This window comes from Streptomyces canus 299MFChir4.1 (assembly GCF_000383615.1).
GTDB lineage: Bacteria > Actinomycetota > Actinomycetes > Streptomycetales > Streptomycetaceae > Streptomyces > Streptomyces canus_C.
The window spans coordinates 79,865-98,273 of record NZ_KB911600.1 but is presented as its reverse complement, the minus strand read 5'-3'; the positions used below and the strand labels follow the sequence as shown (position 1 = coordinate 98,273).

13 protein-coding genes are annotated in these 18,409 nt (G+C 69.3%); 3 read left to right on the top strand and 10 right to left on the bottom strand.

Features of this window, described 5'->3' with window-relative positions:
- Positions 1-101: 101 nt before the first annotated feature.
- Positions 102-1,649, top strand: a complete 1,548-nt coding sequence (locus H293_RS0131835; RefSeq protein WP_028808370.1) for an MFS transporter — start codon at positions 102-104, stop codon at positions 1,647-1,649.
- Between the two features lie 276 nt (positions 1,650-1,925).
- Here the strand turns inward: H293_RS0131835 and H293_RS0131830 are convergent, their stop codons facing one another.
- The 3 genes from H293_RS0131830 to H293_RS0131820 all read right to left on the bottom strand — a co-directional run bounded on the left by H293_RS0131830 (position 1,926) and on the right by H293_RS0131820 (position 4,228).
- Positions 1,926-2,831, bottom strand: a complete 906-nt coding sequence (locus H293_RS0131830; RefSeq protein ID WP_020121871.1) for an ADP-ribosylglycohydrolase family protein — start codon at positions 2,829-2,831, stop codon at positions 1,926-1,928.
- Between the two features lie 12 nt (positions 2,832-2,843).
- A complete protein-coding gene (locus H293_RS0131825; protein ID WP_028808369.1) occupies positions 2,844-3,503 on the bottom strand; it encodes a histidine phosphatase family protein in 660 nt (219 codons plus the stop codon).
- Between the two features lie 119 nt (positions 3,504-3,622).
- Positions 3,623-4,228 (bottom strand): YdbC family protein, encoded by a 606-nt coding sequence (locus tag H293_RS0131820; protein ID WP_028808368.1) that lies wholly within the window; start codon positions 4,226-4,228, stop codon positions 3,623-3,625.
- Positions 4,229-4,376: 148 nt separating this feature from the next.
- Between H293_RS0131820 and H293_RS0131815 the strand changes: the two genes are divergently transcribed.
- A complete protein-coding gene (locus H293_RS0131815; protein ID WP_020121868.1) occupies positions 4,377-4,901 on the top strand; it encodes a TerD family protein in 525 nt (174 codons plus the stop codon).
- A gap of 4 nt (positions 4,902-4,905) precedes the next feature.
- Here the strand turns inward: H293_RS0131815 and H293_RS0131810 are convergent, their stop codons facing one another.
- From H293_RS0131810 to nrdR, 3 genes are all read right to left on the bottom strand, one after another.
- Positions 4,906-5,613 (bottom strand): DUF6215 domain-containing protein, encoded by a 708-nt coding sequence (locus H293_RS0131810; protein WP_199790218.1) that lies wholly within the window; start codon positions 5,611-5,613, stop codon positions 4,906-4,908.
- 142 nt (positions 5,614-5,755) lie between these two features.
- Positions 5,756-8,656 (bottom strand): vitamin B12-dependent ribonucleotide reductase, encoded by a 2,901-nt coding sequence (locus H293_RS0131805; protein WP_020121866.1) that lies wholly within the window; start codon positions 8,654-8,656, stop codon positions 5,756-5,758.
- 163 nt (positions 8,657-8,819) lie between these two features.
- On the bottom strand, positions 8,820-9,398 hold the full coding sequence (nrdR, locus tag H293_RS0131800) for a transcriptional regulator NrdR (RefSeq protein WP_020121865.1): 579 nt from the start codon (positions 9,396-9,398) through the stop codon (positions 8,820-8,822).
- A gap of 561 nt (positions 9,399-9,959) precedes the next feature.
- Here nrdR and lexA point away from each other — a divergent pair.
- Positions 9,960-10,739: a transcriptional repressor LexA gene (gene lexA, locus H293_RS0131795; RefSeq protein WP_007385161.1), complete on the top strand. Its 780-nt coding sequence runs from the start codon at positions 9,960-9,962 to the stop codon at positions 10,737-10,739.
- A 142-nt stretch (positions 10,740-10,881) separates the two neighbouring features.
- On the opposite strand, the gene H293_RS0131790 is transcribed toward lexA, so the two are convergent.
- The 4 genes from H293_RS0131790 to H293_RS0131775 all read right to left on the bottom strand — a co-directional run bounded on the left by H293_RS0131790 (position 10,882) and on the right by H293_RS0131775 (position 18,350).
- Positions 10,882-12,900, bottom strand: coding sequence for an ATP-dependent DNA helicase (locus tag H293_RS0131790; RefSeq protein WP_020121864.1), 2,019 nt, complete (start codon positions 12,898-12,900; stop codon positions 10,882-10,884).
- Between the two features lie 320 nt (positions 12,901-13,220).
- On the bottom strand, positions 13,221-14,105 hold the full coding sequence (locus H293_RS0131785) for a GNAT family N-acetyltransferase (protein WP_020121863.1): 885 nt from the start codon (positions 14,103-14,105) through the stop codon (positions 13,221-13,223).
- Between the two features lie 39 nt (positions 14,106-14,144).
- Positions 14,145-16,157 (bottom strand): IucA/IucC family protein, encoded by a 2,013-nt coding sequence (locus H293_RS0131780; RefSeq protein WP_020121862.1) that lies wholly within the window; start codon positions 16,155-16,157, stop codon positions 14,145-14,147.
- A gap of 651 nt (positions 16,158-16,808) precedes the next feature.
- On the bottom strand, positions 16,809-18,350 hold the full coding sequence (locus tag H293_RS0131775) for a diaminobutyrate--2-oxoglutarate transaminase family protein (RefSeq protein ID WP_020121861.1): 1,542 nt from the start codon (positions 18,348-18,350) through the stop codon (positions 16,809-16,811).
- Positions 18,351-18,409: the final 59 nt, after the last annotated feature.

The following is an 18,409-nucleotide window of genomic DNA, read 5'->3' as shown; positions in this document are numbered from 1 at the left end:
AACAAACTTAAGTGAACGCTTGCGTTCACTACTGGGGACTCACTACCGTTGACGCAACAGTGAACGCGACCGTTCACTAACGCGCTTGTGGGGGACCCATAGTGACAACCTCTCAGTTGATCAAAAATCAGAAACGCGGTGCGGCCCGCCGGGAAGGGCGACCCGGCATCGCGCTCGCCGTCATCGCGGCCTGCCAACTCATGGTGGTACTCGACGCGACGATTGTGAACATCGCGCTGCCGCACATTCAAGACGCTCTCAAGTTCAGCACCACCGACCTCACCTGGGTCGTCAGCGCCTACACGCTCACCTTCGGCGGCCTGCTGCTTCTGGGCGGCCGCGCCGGTGACATCCTCGGGCGCCGCCGGGTCTTCATGACCGGCATCCTGCTGTTCACCTTCGCCTCGCTGCTCGGCGGTCTCGCCCAGGAGCCCTGGCAGCTGCTGGCCGCCCGTGTCCTGCAGGGTGTGGGTGGCGCGATCGCGTCGCCGACCTCGCTGGCGCTGATCACCACCACGTTTCCCGAGGGGCCCGAGCGGAACCGGGCCTTCGGGGTCTTCGCCGCCGTCTCCGCGGGCGGTGGCGCCATAGGCCTGCTGGCGGGAGGCATGCTCACCGAGTGGCTCGACTGGCGATGGGTGCTCTTCGTCAACGTGCCGATCGGTGTGCTGATCGCCGTACTCACCCCGCTGTACATCAGCGAGTCGCAACGGCACAGCGGCCGCTTCGACATCGCGGGCGCCCTGACCTCCACGGGAGGCATGGCCCTGCTGGTCTACGGCTTCATCCGCGCCGCCGACGAGGGCTGGCGGGACAACCTGACCATCGGGTCCTTCGGAATCGCCGTGGTGCTCCTGCTCGCCTTCGCGTTCATCGAGTCGCGCGCCAAGGAGCCGATCACCCCCTTGCGGATGTTCGCCGACCGCAACCGCTCGGGCACGTACGTGATCATGCTGAGCCTCGCTGCCGCGATGTTCGGCATGTTCTTCTACATCGTGCTCTTCGTCCAGAACGTCCTGGACTACACCCCGATCGAGGCCGGTCTCGCCTTCCTCCCGGTGACCGTCGTCATCGCGCTGGGCGCGGGCCTGTCGCAGCGATTCCTGCCGGTGCTCGGCCCCAAGCCGTTCATGCTCGCCGGTTCGGCGCTCGCGGTGACCGGGCTCGCCTGGCAGGCCCTCATCAGCTCCGACAGCTCCTACGTCGGCGGAGTCCTCGGCCCCATGCTGATCTTCGGCTTCGGCATGGGCCTGAACTTCGTGACGCTGACGATCACCGCGGTCTCCGGCGTCGCCCAGCACGAGGCCGGCGCGGCCTCCGGGCTGCTCAACACCACCCAGCAGGTCGGCGGTTCGCTCGGTCTGTCCATCTTGACGACGGTGTTCGGGTCGGCCAGCAAGGACGAGGCGGAGAAGCAGCTGCCGCATTTCATGGCCGACGGTTCGGCGGAACAGAAGGCGGAGTTCGCCAAGACGCACCAACTGCCCGCCCCGTGGGGACACGAGGTGCTCGCCCAGGGCATCTCGTCGGGCTTCGTGGCCGCCGCCTCGATGGCCGTACTGGCCCTGGCCACCGCCTGGTTGGTGATCAAGGTACGCAAGAGCGACCTGGAGGCGCTCGCCGGCACGGCGGGACCGGGTCTCGGCTGAGGGAGCCGGGCTCGCGGTGAGCCGCGGATGGCCGGTCCGAGTCCGTGGGATCGACGGCGAGGACGACGGGCCGGCCATCCGCACCAGAAGAACCGCGCTCATCAAGGCGAGCAGCAGCCACCACCCCATGACTCCACCCCGCCCCTCTCACGTGCCTCCTGCGCGCACCGGCCCATCCGTCGCACCGCAACTGTCATGACAACGAGCCGATGGTTACGCAGAGTTCCCGTCCTGCACGGAGAGTTTCGACGAGATGACGCGGTCCGGCACGGGCTCCTACTCCGGCACCCGCAACCACTCCGGAAACGCCTCGGTCCGTTCCACCCACTCGGCGGGCGGTGCCCCGGCCTTCCCCGCGGCGATCACACCGCCCACGATGGCGCAGGTCGTGTCCACGTCGCCGCCGACCTGGGCGGTCGTCCAGAACGCCTCTTGGTAGTCCCCCAGGGAGCGGGCGGCGGACCAGACAGCGAACGGCACGGTGTCATGGGCCGTCGTACGGCGCCCGCATCCCAGCACGGCCGCGACGGTGGTGGCGTCGCCGTAGTCGAGCATGTCGCGGGCTCGCCTGAGCCCCGCGCCGACGGCACTCTTCGGGACGAGCGCGATGACACCGTCCAGAAGCGCGCCAGGGCTGGGCGGACCACCGGGGGCGGCGGCCAGCGCGGCGGCTGCGGCGACGGCCATGGCGCCGACGACCGCTTCCCGGTGCTGATGCGTGGGGTACGCCGAGATCTCCGCCTGGTGGGTCGCCTGCTCCGGATCGTCCGCGTAGAAGGCGCCGAGGGGCGCGATGCGCATCGCGGCTCCGTTGCCCCAGGAACCCTGCCCGTTGAAGAGGGCCGCGGCGAGCTCGCGCCAGTCCCCGCCCTCGCGGACCAGCCGCAGCAGTCGGTTGACGGCGGGGCCGTAACCCCGGTCGAAGTCGTGGTGCTCGGCGAAGGACTGGGCCAGGACATCCTGGTCGACGCGGCGGTGGGCGGCCAGGACGGCCACGACCGAACAGGCCATCTCGGTGTCGTCCGTCCACTGCCAGTGGCCGGGCGGCAGCTCGCGATTCTTGAGCAGGGGGTAGTTCACCGGCACGAAGAACTGCGAGCCCAGCGCGTCTCCCACGGCCAGGCCGCGCAGACTGGCCAGGGCGCGGTGCAGGCGCCCGTCGGGTGATGAGTCAGCGGTCATCGGTCAGCCACTCTAATCGGTGATCCCGTACGGTTCTGGCTCCCGCCAGCGCCCGAAGGGCCGGTCAAGGGCGTACTTCCCGTCGTCCCCGAGAACGAGCATCCGCATCTCCGCGTTCCCCGGATTCGACAGCGACTCGAATTCGGCGACCGTCCAGTGGAACCAGCGCATGCAGAACAGCCGCATGGCCAGGCCGTGCGTCACGATCAGGACGTTCGGCGGATGGTCGGGCGCCTCGAAGCTGCGGAACAGGCTCTCCAGGAAGCCGCCGACCCGGTCGTACACATCGGCCCCGGACTCGCCCTGCGCGAACCGGTAGAAGAAGTGCCCGTAGGCGTCGCGGTACGCCTTCTGAAGACGTACGTCGTCGCGGTCCTGCCAGTTCCCCCAGTCCTGCTCCCGCAGCCGGGGTTCCTCGCGCACCCGTATGAGTTCGGGGTTCAGATGGAAGGCGCGAAGGGTTTCGTGCGTACGACGGTACGGGGAGACGTACACGCTGACCTGTTCGCGGCCCAACACCTCCCGCAGCCGTTTTCCGGTCTCCTCCGCCTGCCGCCAGCCCCGTTCCGTCAGGGCCAGGGCGTGATCGGGCTCGCGTTCATACACGGTGTCATCAACATTGCCCGTTGACTCCCCGTGCCGGACAAGGACGATTCGCCGTGGTCGTGCCATGCCAAGACCCTAGATCGAGTGAGGGCGTATCGAGGACTCGTACGGGCTCCATACGGCGTAGGTCACACATTTCCCGCACCATCGGCCGCGCAGGGGCGCACGTCCGGTGGGTTCGGACATCAAACCGTCCAGGCCGGTTCGAGGTCCAGGATGTCACCCGTGAGGGCGGCGACATCGGCCTCGGTCTGGGCCCGCAGGGCGAGCCGTTCCACCCGTTCGGTGCGGTATTTGCCGTGCTCGGCGGCCGACCGCCACATCGAGAGCACAAGGAACTCGTGCCCCGGAGCCTCGCCGAACAAGCCGCGGATCATGCCGGGTGAGCCGGCCATCGCCGGATTCCAGACCTTCTCCTGCATGAGGCTGAAGTGCTCCGCGCGCCCCTCATGGACACGGCAGTGGGCGAACCGCACCAGGTCGGCATCGGTGAACCGGGGCTCGAAGCCCGTCTTCACGTCGAAGCGGTAGTCGAACAACTTGACCTGGATGTCCTTGAACGTGCCGGACTGGGCCGCCGCGAGCCGGTCATGGGAACGCGCCATGAAGGAGTCGTAGAAGGAACGGCTCTCCCAGAAGGAGAAGATGTGCGCCACACCCTGCCGCCCCCGGCTCCAGCCTCCGCCCTGTCCCCGAAACCCCGGCTCTCCCAGAAGCCCCGCCCACTTTCGCTGCCCCCGCTCGAAGCCGCGGCGGTCCACCACGGTGCAGCGAATCCACTTGACCAGCACCGCGCCATGGTAAGGCCACGGAGCGTGGCGCCGGTCACTCTCGGCGGCAGAGGTGACCCACGAGTGACACACGCGCGTGGCAGGATGGACAACCGGGCCTGCCCGACCGGCAGTTCGGACCGTGGTCACAGGGGGAAGGGGACATCTGGTGAGCGGCATCAACAAGGGGATCCGCAAGGTCGAGGTCGCGCTCAAGTGGGATCCGAGTCCGGCGGGGCAGCCGCCCACCGACCTGGACATCGTCGCCGCGACCTACGTGGCGGGCGATCCGTACGGCGATCCCGCCTATGTGGTGCACTTCGACAGCCGTTCCCCCGACGGCACCATCTATCTCAACCGGGACAGCAAGGACGGCAAGGGCTTCGGCTGGGACGAGGTCATGACCCTCGAACTCGACCGGCTGGACGACCGGTACACGCGCGTGGTCGTCGGCGCCGTCATCCAGCAGCGCTCCGCGCACCGCACCTTCGTCGGTGTGATCAACCCGGGTCTGCGCATACGGGAGGGCTACACGGTCCTGGCCGAGGACGACTTCGGCGGCGTCCTCGGCGCCACGGCCGCGAGGGTCGGCGAGTTCGTACGTCAGGAATCCGGCACCTGGGACTTCCACCCGGGCATCCGAGGCTTCGACGACGACCCCGCGACCTTCACCCGGAGCATGGGCCGGCAGTGACGGCTCAGCCGACGGTCCAGCCCGGGACCGTCGGCAGCACCGTCTCGGCGACGCGGAACAACGCGAGGTCATCGGGTGGGACATCGTCCTGACGCCATAGGGAGACCTCGTAGAAGCCGCCGCCGTCCTTGGTGTCCTTGGCGACCAGCAGGCTGCGGGCGATGCCGCCGGGGCCGGTGTCCACCTTGCCCCCACCGAGGTTGAACTTGAGGGCGACGGTCCGGTCCGAGTAGAGGACGGCCGGGTGCCCGCCTATGGTCCTGTTCCGCGCCGAGCTCCCCAGGAAGCCGGCCATCTCGGCCACCGGGATGTCGTCGTCCGACGTCGAGAGATTCACGGTGTAGGTATCCAGTTGGACTTCCGCCTCGGGCGTGACGGTCTTGGTGCCGTCAGCCCAGTTGCCCACGCTCTCGTTGCCGCTGGCGTTCACCGCGTACTCGGTCGGAGTGCCGAGGAGTGTCGGCAGGTCCGCCCGGTTGAGCGCCGTGCACAACTGCACCCCTGAGACGGGCTTGGACGGCCGGTCGTCGTCCGAGGTGTGGCACTCGGCCGGTTCAGGATCACCGGACTCCTGCTGAAAGGTCCCTGACAACAATAGAGCCGCGAGACCCCCGACCACCACCAGTGCCGCTACGGCCTGGCCCCACCCCTTCGGGCCCTTCTCGGGCCCTCCCACGTTCACCGCGGCATCGGCAATCTGCTGCTCAGCCATGTTCCCCGTGTTCCCCACCCTGCCGTTCGCGCCGGTCGTGCGCTGGGGGAGCCTAACGTGTGATCGTCCTGCGGAGAAACGGAAAAACCGAGGGCGGTGCAGTCGACGTACGACTGCACCGCCCTGGACGGCCTACCTCACATCAGCTGCAACCGCTGGTGGAGCCGCAACCCTCGCAGATGTAGCAGGAACCGGCCCGCTGCATCTTCGTACCGCAGGAGAAGCACAGCGGGGCGTCGGCCTGGATGCCCAGCTGCATCTCCACCAACTCGGCGCTGGTGTGGGCCTGCTGCGGGACGGGCTTGGCCGCCTCGACCTCGGCGCGCGGCGTGGCCACGGCCTTCAGCTCCTGGGTGCGCGGCGCCGACTGGGCCAGGCCCTCGACGTCGACCTCTTCCTCGGTCGGCTCGTAGGAGCCGGTCTCGAGGTGGCGCTGACGCTCCTCGGCGGAGTGGATGCCGAGTGCGGAGCGGGTCTCGAAGGGCAGGAAGTCGAGCGCCAGGCGGCGGAAGATGTAGTCGACGATCGACTGCGCCATCCGCACGTCCGGGTCGTCCGTCATACCGGCCGGCTCGAAGCGCATGTTGGTGAACTTCGAGACGTACGTCTCCAGCGGCACTCCGTACTGGAGACCGACGGAGACCGCGATGGAGAAGGCGTCCATCATGCCCGCGAGGGTGGAGCCCTGCTTGGACATCTTCAGGAAGACCTCGCCGAGACCGTCGTCCGGGTAGGAGTTGGCGGTCATGTAGCCCTCGGCGCCGCCGACCGTGAAGGACGTCGTGATGCCGGGACGGCCCTTCGGGAGGCGCTTGCGGACCGGGCGGTACTCGATGACCTTCTCGACCGTCTCACGGATGGCCGCCTCGGCCTTCTCCGTGACCTCGGCCTTCGCCTTCTCCTTGGTCTTCGCGGAGAGGGGCTGGCCGACCTTGCAGTTGTCGCGGTAGATGGCGAGCGCCTTCACGCCCATCTTCCAGGCCTCGAAGTAGACCTCTTCGACGTCCTCGACGGTCGCCGTCTCCGGCAGGTTGACCGTCTTGGAGAGCGCACCGGAGATCCACGGCTGGATCGCGGCCATCATGCGGACGTGGCCCATCGCGGAGATGGAGCGCTCGCCCATGGCGCAGTCGAACACCTCGTAGTGCTCGTGCTTGAGCCCGGGGGCGTCGATCACATTGCCGTTCTCGGCGATGTGGGCGACGATCGCCTCGATCTGCTCCTCCTGGTAGCCCAGGCGACGCAGGGCCTGCGGGACGGTGCCGTTGACGATCTGCATCGAGCCGCCGCCGACCAGCTTCTTGAACTTGACCAGCGCGAGGTCGGGCTCAAGGCCGGTGGTGTCGCAGGACATCGCGAGACCGATGGTGCCGGTCGGGGCGATGACGGACGCCTGGGCGTTACGGAAACCGTTCTTCTCGCCGAGACGCAGCACGTCCTGCCAGGCCTCCGTGGCGGCGGCCCAGATCGGCGTGTCGAGGTCGTCCATGCGGACGGCCTTGCCGTTCTCGTCGGAGTGCTGCTTCATGACCCGCAGATGCGGCTGGGCGTTGCGGGCGTAGCCGTCGTACGGACCGACGACCGCGGCGAGCTCGGCGGAACGCCTGTACGAGGTACCGGTCATCAGAGAGGTGATGGACCCGGCGAGGGCGCGGCCGCCGTCGGAGTCGTACGCGTGGCCGGTCGCCATCAGCAGGGCGCCGAGGTTGGCGTAGCCGATGCCGAGCTGGCGGAACGCGCGCGTGTTCTCACCGATCTTCTGCGTCGGGAAGTCCGCGAAGCAGATGGAGATGTCCATCGCCGTGATGACGAGCTCGACGACCTTGGCGAAGCGCTCGGCCTCGAAGGACTGGTTGCCCTTGCCGTCGTCCTTCAGGAACTTCATGAGGTTCAGCGAGGCGAGGTTGCAGGACGTGTTGTCCAGGTGCATGTACTCGCTGCAGGGGTTCGAGCCGTTGATACGGCCGGACTCCGGGCAGGTGTGCCAGTGGTTGATGGTGTCGTCGTACTGGATGCCCGGGTCGGCACAGGCCCACGCGGCCTCGGCCATCTTGCGGAACAGGGCCTTGGCCTCGACCTCTTCGATGACCTCGCCGGTCATACGGGACGTCAGGCCGAACTTGCCGCCCGTCTCGACGGCCTTCATGAACGTGTCGTTCACACGGACCGAGTTGTTGGCGTTCTGGTACTGGACGGACGTGATGTCGTCGCCGCCCAGGTCCATGTCGAAGCCCGCGTCGCGCAGGGCGCGGATCTTCTCCTCCTCCTTGACCTTGGTCTCGATGAAGTCCTCGATGTCGGGGTGGTCGACGTCGAGGATGACCATCTTGGCGGCGCGGCGCGTGGCGCCACCCGACTTGATCGTTCCTGCGGAGGCGTCGGCACCGCGCATGAAGGAGACGGGACCCGAGGCGTTGCCGCCCGAGGACAGCAGCTCCTTGGAGGAGCGGATGCGGGAGAGGTTCAGGCCGGCGCCGGAGCCGCCCTTGAAGATCATGCCCTCTTCCTTGTACCAGTCGAGGATCGACTCCATGGAGTCGTCGACGGACAGGATGAAGCAGGCGGAGACCTGCTGCGGCTGGGGCGTGCCGACGTTGAACCACACGGGGCTGTTGAAGCTGAAGATCTGGTGCAGGAGGGCGTACGCCAGTTCGTGCTCGAAGATCTCCCCGTCGGCGGGCGAGGCGAAGTACTTGTAGTCCTCGCCGGCCTTCCGGTACGTCTTCACGATGCGGTCGATGAGCTGCTTGAGGCTCACTTCGCGCTGGGGGGTGCCGACGGCACCGCGGAAGTACTTGCTGGTGACGATGTTGACCGCGTTCACCGACCAGAAGTCGGGGAACTCGACGCCACGCTGCTCGAAGTTGACCGAGCCGTCGCGCCAGTTGGTCATGACGACGTCACGACGCGCCCATTCCACCTCGTCGTACGGATGCACTCCGGGGGTGGTGTGGATGCGCTCGATGCGCAGGCCCTTGTTCGCAGTCGCCTTGGTGCCCTTGGCGCGGGAACTCCGTGCCGGACCGCTCGCCGTCTCTGTCATGCCGCCTCCCTGTACGGGCGAAAACGCCCTGAAGTGCCCCGTTGTTCCCGTGGCACGGTGTTCTGTCTGGTTTGCGGGCGCCCACTCGCTACCGCCCGCAACAGGTCCTGGTTCGCCGCCGTCCGGCCGGCCCGGGGCCATGACCCCGGCCCCGGCCCGCCGATCAGTCGGCGGCGCGGGCGGGCTCGGGGACCTGAGCAGTCCCTCCGGGCCCGCGATCGTCTTCCTGGCTCCCCGAGGCGGCCTCGTCGCCGCCCACAGCCTCTCCGCGGTCCTCGTCGTCCGCGGCGGGGGGTCCCGTGTCTTCCCTCAGTTCCGCGATCGCGGCCTCGAAGTCGTCGAGCGAGTCGAACGCCCGGTAGACGGAGGCGAATCGCAGATACGCGACGAGATCGAGCTCCTGCAACGGGCCGAGTATGGCCAGCCCCACGTCATGGGTGGTCAACTCGGCGCTTCCGGTGGCTCGCACCGCCTCCTCGACCCGTTGGCCGAGCTGGGCGAGCGCGTCCTCGGTGACAGGCCGCCCCTGGCATGCCTTGCGCACACCGTTGATGACCTTGGTACGGCTGAAAGGCTCGGTGACTCCTGACCGCTTGACCACCATCAGCGAGCACGTCTCCACGGTCGTGAAACGACGGGAGCAGTCCGGACACTGGCGGCGCCTGCGGATCGACGTGCCGTCGTCGGTCGTACGACTGTCGACGACGCGGCTGTCGGGGTGCCTGCAGAAGGGGCAGTGCATGAACTCCCAACCTCCTCACAGCAGACTCAATAGCCTCGCTGAGCCCCATGGGCCCCTCGAAGCAGCCCCCAGCATAGGCGATCGCAGCGGGTGCGGAGACCCGGGGGACCACAACTTCTGGGTCGCTGTAGCAATCCAAGCACTACATGTAGGGATTGGCACGCCATACACGCCGTCCACGCGTGTCGCGCCCCTATTGGCATGTGCCATACGACCGTCCCGGCGCCCGGCGAACACGACGCACAGCCGTATCGCTGCGACGCATGCGGAGATACCGTGGGCGCCACAAGAAGGGGACGTGGGATTCCCGCACAGATGGGAGCCGTTACCCGGCCGACAGGGCACTGGGTGGCAGACTGGGCCAGCAACCCGTGAGGTCGCCATCCGGCGGTGAAGAGTACAGCAATGGGCCCTTTTGTTCGGCAGGCGGCGCGTTAGCCATACACCCAGACACATGATCGCGACAGGTCATCCGCGATTTTTCACTCGAACGTGTGTTTGGCGCAACCTTTCGAAAGCAACTACCGTTGTCCAGCAGGGAGACCATCGAGAGGGGCCGACGTGACCACGACCGCAGACAGTGCCACCATCACTGCCCAGGACCGTTCCCAGGGCCGACTCGAGCCGGTGCATGCGATGAACGAAGCCGCGAATCCGGAGGGGCACAAGCGCTCCTTGCCGGGCCGACCTCCAGGCATCCGGGCCGACAGCTCGGGACTCACCGACAGGCAGCGCCGGGTGATCGAGGTCATCAGGGACTCCGTCCAGCGGCGCGGCTACCCGCCGTCGATGCGGGAGATCGGCCAGGCGGTCGGCCTGTCCAGCACCTCGTCCGTCGCACACCAGCTGATGGCACTGGAGCGCAAGGGCTTCCTGCGCCGCGACCCGCACCGCCCGCGCGCGTACGAGGTCCGCGGCTCGGACCAGGGCGCCTCTGTGCAGCCCACGGACACCGCGGGCAAGCCGGCCGCTTCGTACGTGCCGCTGGTGGGCCGGATCGCCGCTGGTGGCCCGATCCTCGCCGAGGAATCCGTCGAGGACGTGTTCCCCCTCCCGCGCCAGCTCGTCGGTGACGGTGAGCTGTTCGTGCTGAAGGTCGTCGGTGACTCGATGATCGAGGCCGCGATCTGTGACGGCGACTGGGTCACCGTGCGCCGCCAGCCCGTCGCGGAGAACGGCGACATCGTGGCCGCGATGCTCGAGGGCGAGGCCACCGTCAAGCGTTTCAAGCGCGAGGACGGCCATGTCTGGCTCCTCCCCCACAACTCCGCGTACGAGCCGATCCCGGGCGACGACGCGACCATCCTCGGCAAGGTAGTCGCGGTGCTACGGCGCGTCTGAGCACCGCGACGGGCCTCGCCGGCCCGACCGGGCCCCGGAACCCCTGCGCCGGTTCCGGGGCCCTGCGCTGTCCGGCCCCGGTGACGGGTTTCCCGGCATCGTCGGTGGGTCTGCCCCTGCGCGGGGTCAGACCCACCGACGATCATTCGAGCTCCGCCTGGGCCTTCCCGGCCTCGGCGGCGAGCTCCGCCGCTTCCGTGACCTTCGCCGCCGCGTCGATCGCCGCCAGCGACTTCCGGACCTGGTTACGGTCCGTCGTGTACCAGAAGTCAGGCAGTGACGCCTTGAGATAGCTGCCGTACCGCGCTGTGGCCAGTCGCTGATCCAGTACGGCGACCACGCCACGGTCCCCCGATGCCCGTACGAGGCGGCCGGCGCCCTGGGCCATGAGCAGGGCGGCGTGCGTGGCCGCGACCGCCATGAAGCCGTTGCCGCCCGCCTCCTCCACCGCCTTCTGGCGGGCACTCATCAAAGGGTCGTCGGGGCGCGGGAACGGGATCTTGTCCATAACGACCAGCTGACAGCTGGGGCCGGGCACGTCGACGCCCTGCCAGAGCGACAGCGTGCCGAAGAGACAGGTCTTCGGGTCGGCAGCGAAGTTCTTGATCAGTTCACCGAGGGTCTCCTCCCCCTGGAGGAGGATCGGGAACTCCGGGACACGGGAGCGCAGTTCCTCGGCGGCCAACTGGGCCGCCCTCATGGAGGAGAACAGCCCCAGGGTGCGGCCGCCGGCCGCCTGGATGAGCTCCGTCAATTCGTCGAGCATGTCCACTCGGTCGCCGTCCCGCGCGGGGCGCGAGAGGTGCTTGGCGACGTAGAGGATGCCCTGCCTTGGATAGTCGAAGGGCGAACCGACGTCGAGGCCCTTCCACTTCGGCAGGTCTTCGCCCTCGGTTCCTTCCGGAGCGAGTCCCAGCGACGCCCCTACACCGTTGAAGTCGCCACCGAGCTTCAGGGTCGCCGAGGTCAGGACCACGGAGCGGTCCGCGAACAGCTTCTCCCGCAGCAGACCGGACACGGACATGGGGGCCACGCGCAGGGAGGCGCCGAAACGGTCATGACGCTCGTACCAGACGACGTCCCATTCCGAACCGTTCGTGATCCGCTCCGCCACGTCGTGCACCGCCTCCACGGAGGCCAGGGCCTGCTTGCGGACCGCGTCCTCGTCCTGGACCGACTTGTCGCGCGTCGCTCCGATCGCGGAGATGACCGTACGGGCGGCGTCGCGCAGAGCCATCAGCGCGTAGCCGAGGTCCTCCGGGATCTCCTCCAGCCGGCCGGGCAGGGCGAGCTCCATCAACCGCTCGAAGCCCTCGGCCGCTGTCTGGAGCTGGTCGGCCGCCTTCTCGTTGACGAGCTTCGCGGCGCGGCGCACGGCACGGTTGACCTGGCCCGGGGTGAGCTCACCGGTGGCGACGCCGGTGACCCGGGAGACCAGCTCGTGCGCCTCGTCGACGATCAGTACTTCGTGCTGGGGAAGGACCGGGGCGCCTTCGATGGCGTCGATCGCGAGCAGCGCGTGGTTGGTGACGACGACCTCGGCGAGCTTGGCTCGCTCGCGGGCCATCTCGGCGAAGCACTCGGCGCCGTAGGCGCACTTCGTCGCTCCCAGGCATTCACGGGAGGACACGGAGATCTGCGCCCAGGCCCGGTCGGAGACACCCGGCGTGAGGTCGTCGCGGTCACCGGTCTCGGTGTCCTGCGACCAGTCCCGCAGCCGCAGCAGGTCCTGACCGAGCTTGCTGGTGGGAGCGGCGGCCTCGAACTGGTCGAAGAGGCCCTCCTCCTCGTCCTGCGGGACGCCTTCGTGGAGGCGGTGCAGACACAGATAGTTCGACCGGCCCTTGAGCATCGCGAACTCCGGGCGGCGGCGCAGCAGCGGGTGCAGTGCGTCGACCGTGCGCGGCAGATCGCGCTCGACGAGCTGTCTCTGCAGGGCCAGGGTGGCCGTCGCTACGACGACCCGCTCCCCGTGCGCGAGCGCGGGCACGAGATAGCCCAGGGACTTTCCGGTACCGGTGCCGGCCTGCACCAGCAGGTGGGCACCGTCGTCGATCGCGTCCGCGACGGATTCGGCCATGGCCACCTGGCCGGGGCGCTCCGTGCCGCCGACGGCAGTGACGGCAGCATGCAGGAGTTCGGGGAGTGAGGGCTTCGTCATAGCGCGACCACCCTACGGCCCGGCACTGACAAAGGGGTGATCAAGGCGGGGTCCAGGGGCGGGATCAAGACCGGGAGCTCCTCGGAGAAGTGGCGGCTTGGAGGTCGGACCAGCTCGGCCCGGTTCGGCTTCAACGGGACTTGTCCTGTCGGGGCCGGGCGGGACCGAACCCGACCCGGAAGCGGCCGGAATTGATCAAGACCGGTGCGGCGGCACGGTGGAGGTCGTCCGGTCCGAGCCCGTCGGAAAAAGTCTCGCCGCGGATGGGAACCGACTCGGCGCGAGCGGTGTACCAAAAGTGATTGCGCGATGACGCACTGCTACAGCAGATCGCGCAGGAACCGGTCTCGGATCATGAGGGCCGCCCGCTTGGCGGGCAGGTCCACCTCGGCGGAGAAGCGGAATCCTGCATTCAGAAAGGCGGTGACGGACGGGATGTTGCGAAGGTCGGGTTCCGCGACGACGCGGGCACAGGCGGACCGCCTGTCGAGTACGAGATCGGCGACGGCTCTGAGAAGAGTGCTGCCGAGACCGCGCCCCCGATGGGTGACGGCGCCGATGAGGAGATGGATACCGGTGTCGTGCGGTCGGGCCGGATAGTGGCGGGCCAGCGGATCCAGGTCGGCCCGGTAGATCTCCCAGTAGCTCATCGGGGCGCCCTCCAGCACCCCGAGGCAGGGAACGCTGCGTCCGTCGTCGGCCAGCTGGGACCGCAGGTGGTCCTCCGTCACGTTCTGGGGCCCGGCCAGCTCCCAGAACGCGCTCACGGCGGGGTCGTTCATCCAACGGCAGACGAGAGAAAGGTCCCGCTCGACGCGTACGGGCACGAGTTGGAACACACCTACCGGGGTCGTGATCGGTCCCCACTCGGCCACGTCGTCGAGCAGGTCGCCGTCGGCCGGGGTGAGTGTGGAGGCCGGTGCAGTGTTGTCGCCCCAGCTCTGTTGCCCGCGCCTGTGCCCGGTTCCGGAATCGGGGTCGGGGCCGGTGTCGGTGTCGTCCGAGCGCGGCTGTCCTGTATCGAAGAGCGCGAGGAATTCGTCCGGCAGACGCAGGTCCAGCGTGTCCTCCTGGTCGGTGCTCCGGCCAGTGCTCCGGGCGGCGCCCTCGGCGATGCCGTCCCCGGCCGGGGCGGGACAGGTGCCGGTGCCGACGTCGGGCGCGGGGGCGGAAACGGCGTCGGCAGTCGCGTCGCTGGGAGACACGGGGACGTTCCTCTCAGGAGGTGGGGCGGGTCATGTTCCTCAGGAGTGAAGGGGGTTGGCGATGGTGACGTAGACGGACTGGGTGTCGACCGGGCCCACGAGTTCGTCCAGGCCGTGCACGCGAGTCAGCAGATTGGCCTTGCAGCGCAGGACGGGTGATTCGAGCAGGCGGCCGGGAAGCATGGTGCGCAGCCGGGTGGGTCCGGAGGCCACGTCCGTGAGGAAGCGGCGGAAGGCGGCGAGCAGCAGCCGTTCGTCGGCCAGGTGCTGGGAGCCGAACGCACCGATGAGGCCGAGGACGTTGTTGATCGCGAGGTAGTAGGCGAAACGCTCGTCAGTGACCTCGTCGGAGACGAAGGTGTCGCTGTGTGTACCGATGCCGGGCAGCCGGGCGTCGAGTTCCGCCCGCCGGGACTCACGGAAGTAGTAGCCCTGGTTGTCGCGGTAGCGGCCACCGGCGGGCCAGCCGTCGCCGTCCAGCAGGACCAAGGTGTTCTGCTGGTGTGCCTCCAGCGCGATCCCTGCCTCCCCGTCGAGCCACAGCACCGGGCGGACGACGTGTTCCAGGTAGCGCAGGAACCACTCGGCGGCGACGGCTCCTCTCGGGCGGCCGGTACGGGCGGCCAGGCGCGTGACGACGTCGACCAGCCGCGACCGCCAGGCCGGTCGGTCTGTCTCCGAGCGGTCCCTGCCCTGGCGGCCCCCCGGGCCGCCCCGGTCCGGACGGTCATCGGTGGCGCCGGCTCGGGCGTGGGGGCGCGGTGAGACGAGTCCTGCGATGCAGGAGACGTCGTGCCAGGGGCTGAACGGGTTGTGCCGGATCACCACGTCGATTCCGGGGGCGGGACTGCCGTCGGGTCCGTCGACGGCGAGCCACGCCGGGTCGCGGACGATGTCGAACGCCGGGTGGGCCGCCTGCCACTCCGTGGAAAGGCCGCTGCGCAGGAGCCGGTGCACCTCGACGCCACGGTGGAGCTCCTTGCGGAGGTTCTCGCGGCGGGAGTTGGTGATGCGCAGGCCCAGCGAGAGCTTGAGCATGGCGAAGGCGCCGGAGCGATGGACAGTGCGTACGGAGGAGGTGGGGTGCCAAGGGGAGCCGTGGGCGCCCAGGTCCTGGAGCAGTCCGGCATCGAAAAGAGGGCTGGTCTCAGTGCGATTCCGAACCTCGCGGACCTGCCAGGGGTGCAGTGGCAGGGCCGTGCGTCCTTCGGACAGTGCCAGGTCGGGGCCGGCCAGGCGCCGGGTGAGCTGGGCGGCGTCGACGGGACGGCCGCCTTCGGTCCAGGCCGAGTCGGTGGCGAGGAGAGAGGGATCGACAGCGAGCCAGTGCAGGGGGAAGGAGCCGCGCAGTTCGGGTGAGTACAGGGCCGCTTCGGCTTCGGAGAGACCTTCGCGACTCTTCGGGGCGGGGTGCAGAGGGTGGCCGAGGACGAGCGACTGTTCGGCGGTGAGGAAGAGGTCGGGGCGGTCGAGGAAGGGAGCGGGACGGTCGAGGACGAAGTCGGGGCGCTCTTCGGAGTCCTTGCGGCGCTCGCGGACGAAGGTGGCGGTGCGGCGGACGGAGTCGGCCACACGGGCCACGAGTTCGGCACCACCGGCAGAGGCGGGAGCTTCTGTCTCCGCCGACTCACGGGTGAGCAGTGCCGCGACGGTCACGGCGTCGGCCGGCGGGGCCTGTTCGAGGGCGTCGGCGAGACGGGGGAGGCCGAAGCGGTGCCATCCCGTCGGCGACCAGTAGTGGACGGGGACGAGGAGGGATGTGCCACTGGCGGGAAGTGGGATGCGGAGGGTGCCGCCCGTGGGGGCAGACAGGGCGGTCTCGCGGACCCAGCAACGCAACAGATTCTCCACGGTCGCGGCTTCGGCCGCGGTGTGTGGATCGGGGTGGGTCAGGAGGTCGGTGGTGCCGCCGCGCAGGCGTTCCAGTTCGGGCGGACCGCCCTGGGACGGAGTATGGGCGGGGCGGGAGCGGGGTTGCGGGGCGGGAGGCGTGTCGGAGTGGCTGCGCGGGTGCGTGGGGGTGGGGCTGTGGGGGGTGGGGGTGGTGTTCACGTTCGGTGTTCCTCGGTGGGTCTGCCTCGGGGGCTGCTGACTCGTGGGCGGTGGGTCGAAGCGGCTGTGTCGATGCCGAGACCGGTGGCGGTGGTGGTGGTGCCGAGACGGGGCCGGTCCGGTGTTGGTGCCTGGGCGGCTGGTTGGGCTTGGTGAGAGAAGGGCGGTCTAGTCGCGTGGAGGTGAGTGGTGGTCGGAAGGGAATCGGTGAGCAATCGACGTGATGGGGGCGGCTGCTCGGAGGTGTCGGCGAGCGGCGTGCGACTCGGCCTATGGCGCGAGGGACGGTGGCAGCTGCGGGGCGAGGCGGGACTCCGGCTGCTGATCCGGCCGCGGTTCCGCCCTCGGCCTCGACTCCGGCTCCGGCTCCGGCTCCGGCTCCGACCCGGCTCCTGCCCCCGACCTCGGCCCCCAAGTCTGCTCCGGCTCCAGCTCCGACACTGGTGGCGGCTGTCACACCGGCTTCCGGAGGAGCGGTCGCTGCGGCCGAGGGCGCGGCTGCCATTCCGGCAAGCTGTGCCGTTCCGGCCCGCACACCAGCCCCTCCCCCTCCATCCGCCCGAGCCGACACATCAGCCTCCGCCGTTCTCCCGACCTCAGTCGACACACCAGCTCCCGCCGCTCCTCCGGATCGCCTCGCCGCCCCGGCAGCTACCCCGTCCCCTCACCCCGGCTCCGCCGTCGATGCTGCCGTTGTCTCTCCCCGTCCGGGCCGTGGCTGCGGGCCACCGCTGCCACGGCGTCGGCGAGGCGGTCGAGGACGGCGGTGGTCTGTTCGTCGGTGATCGTCAGGGGTGGGAGCAGACGGATGACACTCGCGTGACGGCCACCGAGCTCGACGATCAGGCCACGCCGGAGGCACTCTCGCTGGACGGCGGCGGCCAGCTCGGAAGAGGCAGGACGAGGAGGAGGGATGGTTCCGGGCACCACCGCGGCGCCAGCTCCAGCGGCGCCGGCGAACCCGCCCGTGCCCAACAGCCCAGCGGAGCCCTCCCCCTCCGCGCTCTCGCCCTCTCCCTCCATCTCCCCGTCCACCATCTCGACCCCGATCATCAACCCCCTCCCTCGCACATCACCGATCACAGGGAACTCCTGGGCCAGAGACCGAAGTTGCTGCAGCATCAGTGCTCCCAGCGTTGCCGCGCGCGCTGTGAGGTCGTTCTCACGGACGTAGGCCATCGTGGCCGTGCCCGCGGCCATGGCGAGTTGGTTGCCGCGGAAGGTGCCGGCGTGGGCGCCTGGTTCCCAGACATCGAGGTCGTCGCGGTAGACGACGACGGCGAGAGGCAGGCTGCCGCCGATGGCCTTGGAAAGGACCATCACGTCGGGGGTGATGCCGCTGTGCTCCACGGCCCAGAAGGCGCCCGTTCGGCCGACCCCCGTCTGGACCTCGTCGGCGATGAGCGGGACAGAACGGTCGGCCGTGATCCGGCGCATGCGCCGCATCCACTCGTCCGGGGCCGGAAGCACCCCGCCCTCGCCCTGGACGGGTTCGAGAATCATCCCGGCGGGCAGCGGCACCCCGGATTTGGGGTCGTCGAGGAGGGACTGCGTCCAACGCGCGGCGAGTTCGGCGCCGTGCGGGCCACCGACCCCGAAGGGGCAGCGGTAGTCCTGCGGAAACGGCAGCCGGGCGACCCGTACGTCGGGGGCGTCACCGGACGCTTCGAGTGCTCCGGAGGTCATGCCGTGGTAGGCGCCGGCGAAGGCGAGGATGCCGTCGCGGCCGGTCGCGGCGCGTACGAGCTTGAAGGCGGCCTCCACCGCGTCGGTGCCGGCGGGGCCGCAGAACTGCACGCGTGCGTGGTCGGCGAGCCCGGGAGGGAGGGTGCGGAACAGTTCGGTGATGAAGGCGTCCTTGACGGGGGTCGCGAGGTCGAGGACATGGAGGGGCGCGCCCGAGTCGAGGACCTTGCGGATGGCTTCCAGGACGACGGGGTGGTTGTGTCCGAGGGCCAGGGTGCCCGCGCCGGAGAGACAGTCGAGGTAGCGGCGACCGTCGGCGCCCTCGATGGTCAGGCCGCGTGCGCGTACCGGGACGATCGGGAGGGCGCGGGCGTAGGTGCGCGCGGCCGACTCACGGGCCGACTGGCGCCGGAGGATCCCTTCGTGCGCCGAGCGGGCCTGCGACGGTTCTGCGACGGCGGCGGGCCCCGCCATGGCCTCCCCGGATGCGGTCTCGGTCACGGCCATGGTTCTCCCGTCGTCGCGCTGCGCAGGGGCAAGCGGTTCCCTCGCGGACTCGCCCGCCC

Coding starts and splice junctions, on each gene's coding strand:
- H293_RS0131775 (WP_020121861.1), bottom strand. CDS start 18,350: ATGGCCGTGACCGAGACCGCATCCGGGGAGGCCATGGCGGGGCCCGCC.
- H293_RS0131830 (WP_020121871.1), bottom strand. CDS start 2,831: ATGACCGCTGACTCATCACCCGACGGGCGCCTGCACCGCGCCCTGGCC.
- H293_RS0131790 (WP_020121864.1), bottom strand. CDS start 12,900: ATGACGAAGCCCTCACTCCCCGAACTCCTGCATGCTGCCGTCACTGCC.
- H293_RS0131810 (WP_199790218.1), bottom strand. CDS start 5,613: ATGGCTGAGCAGCAGATTGCCGATGCCGCGGTGAACGTGGGAGGGCCC.
- H293_RS0131805 (WP_020121866.1), bottom strand. CDS start 8,656: ATGACAGAGACGGCGAGCGGTCCGGCACGGAGTTCCCGCGCCAAGGGC.
- H293_RS0131825 (WP_028808369.1), bottom strand. CDS start 3,503: ATGGCACGACCACGGCGAATCGTCCTTGTCCGGCACGGGGAGTCAACG.
- nrdR (WP_020121865.1), bottom strand. CDS start 9,398: ATGCACTGCCCCTTCTGCAGGCACCCCGACAGCCGCGTCGTCGACAGT.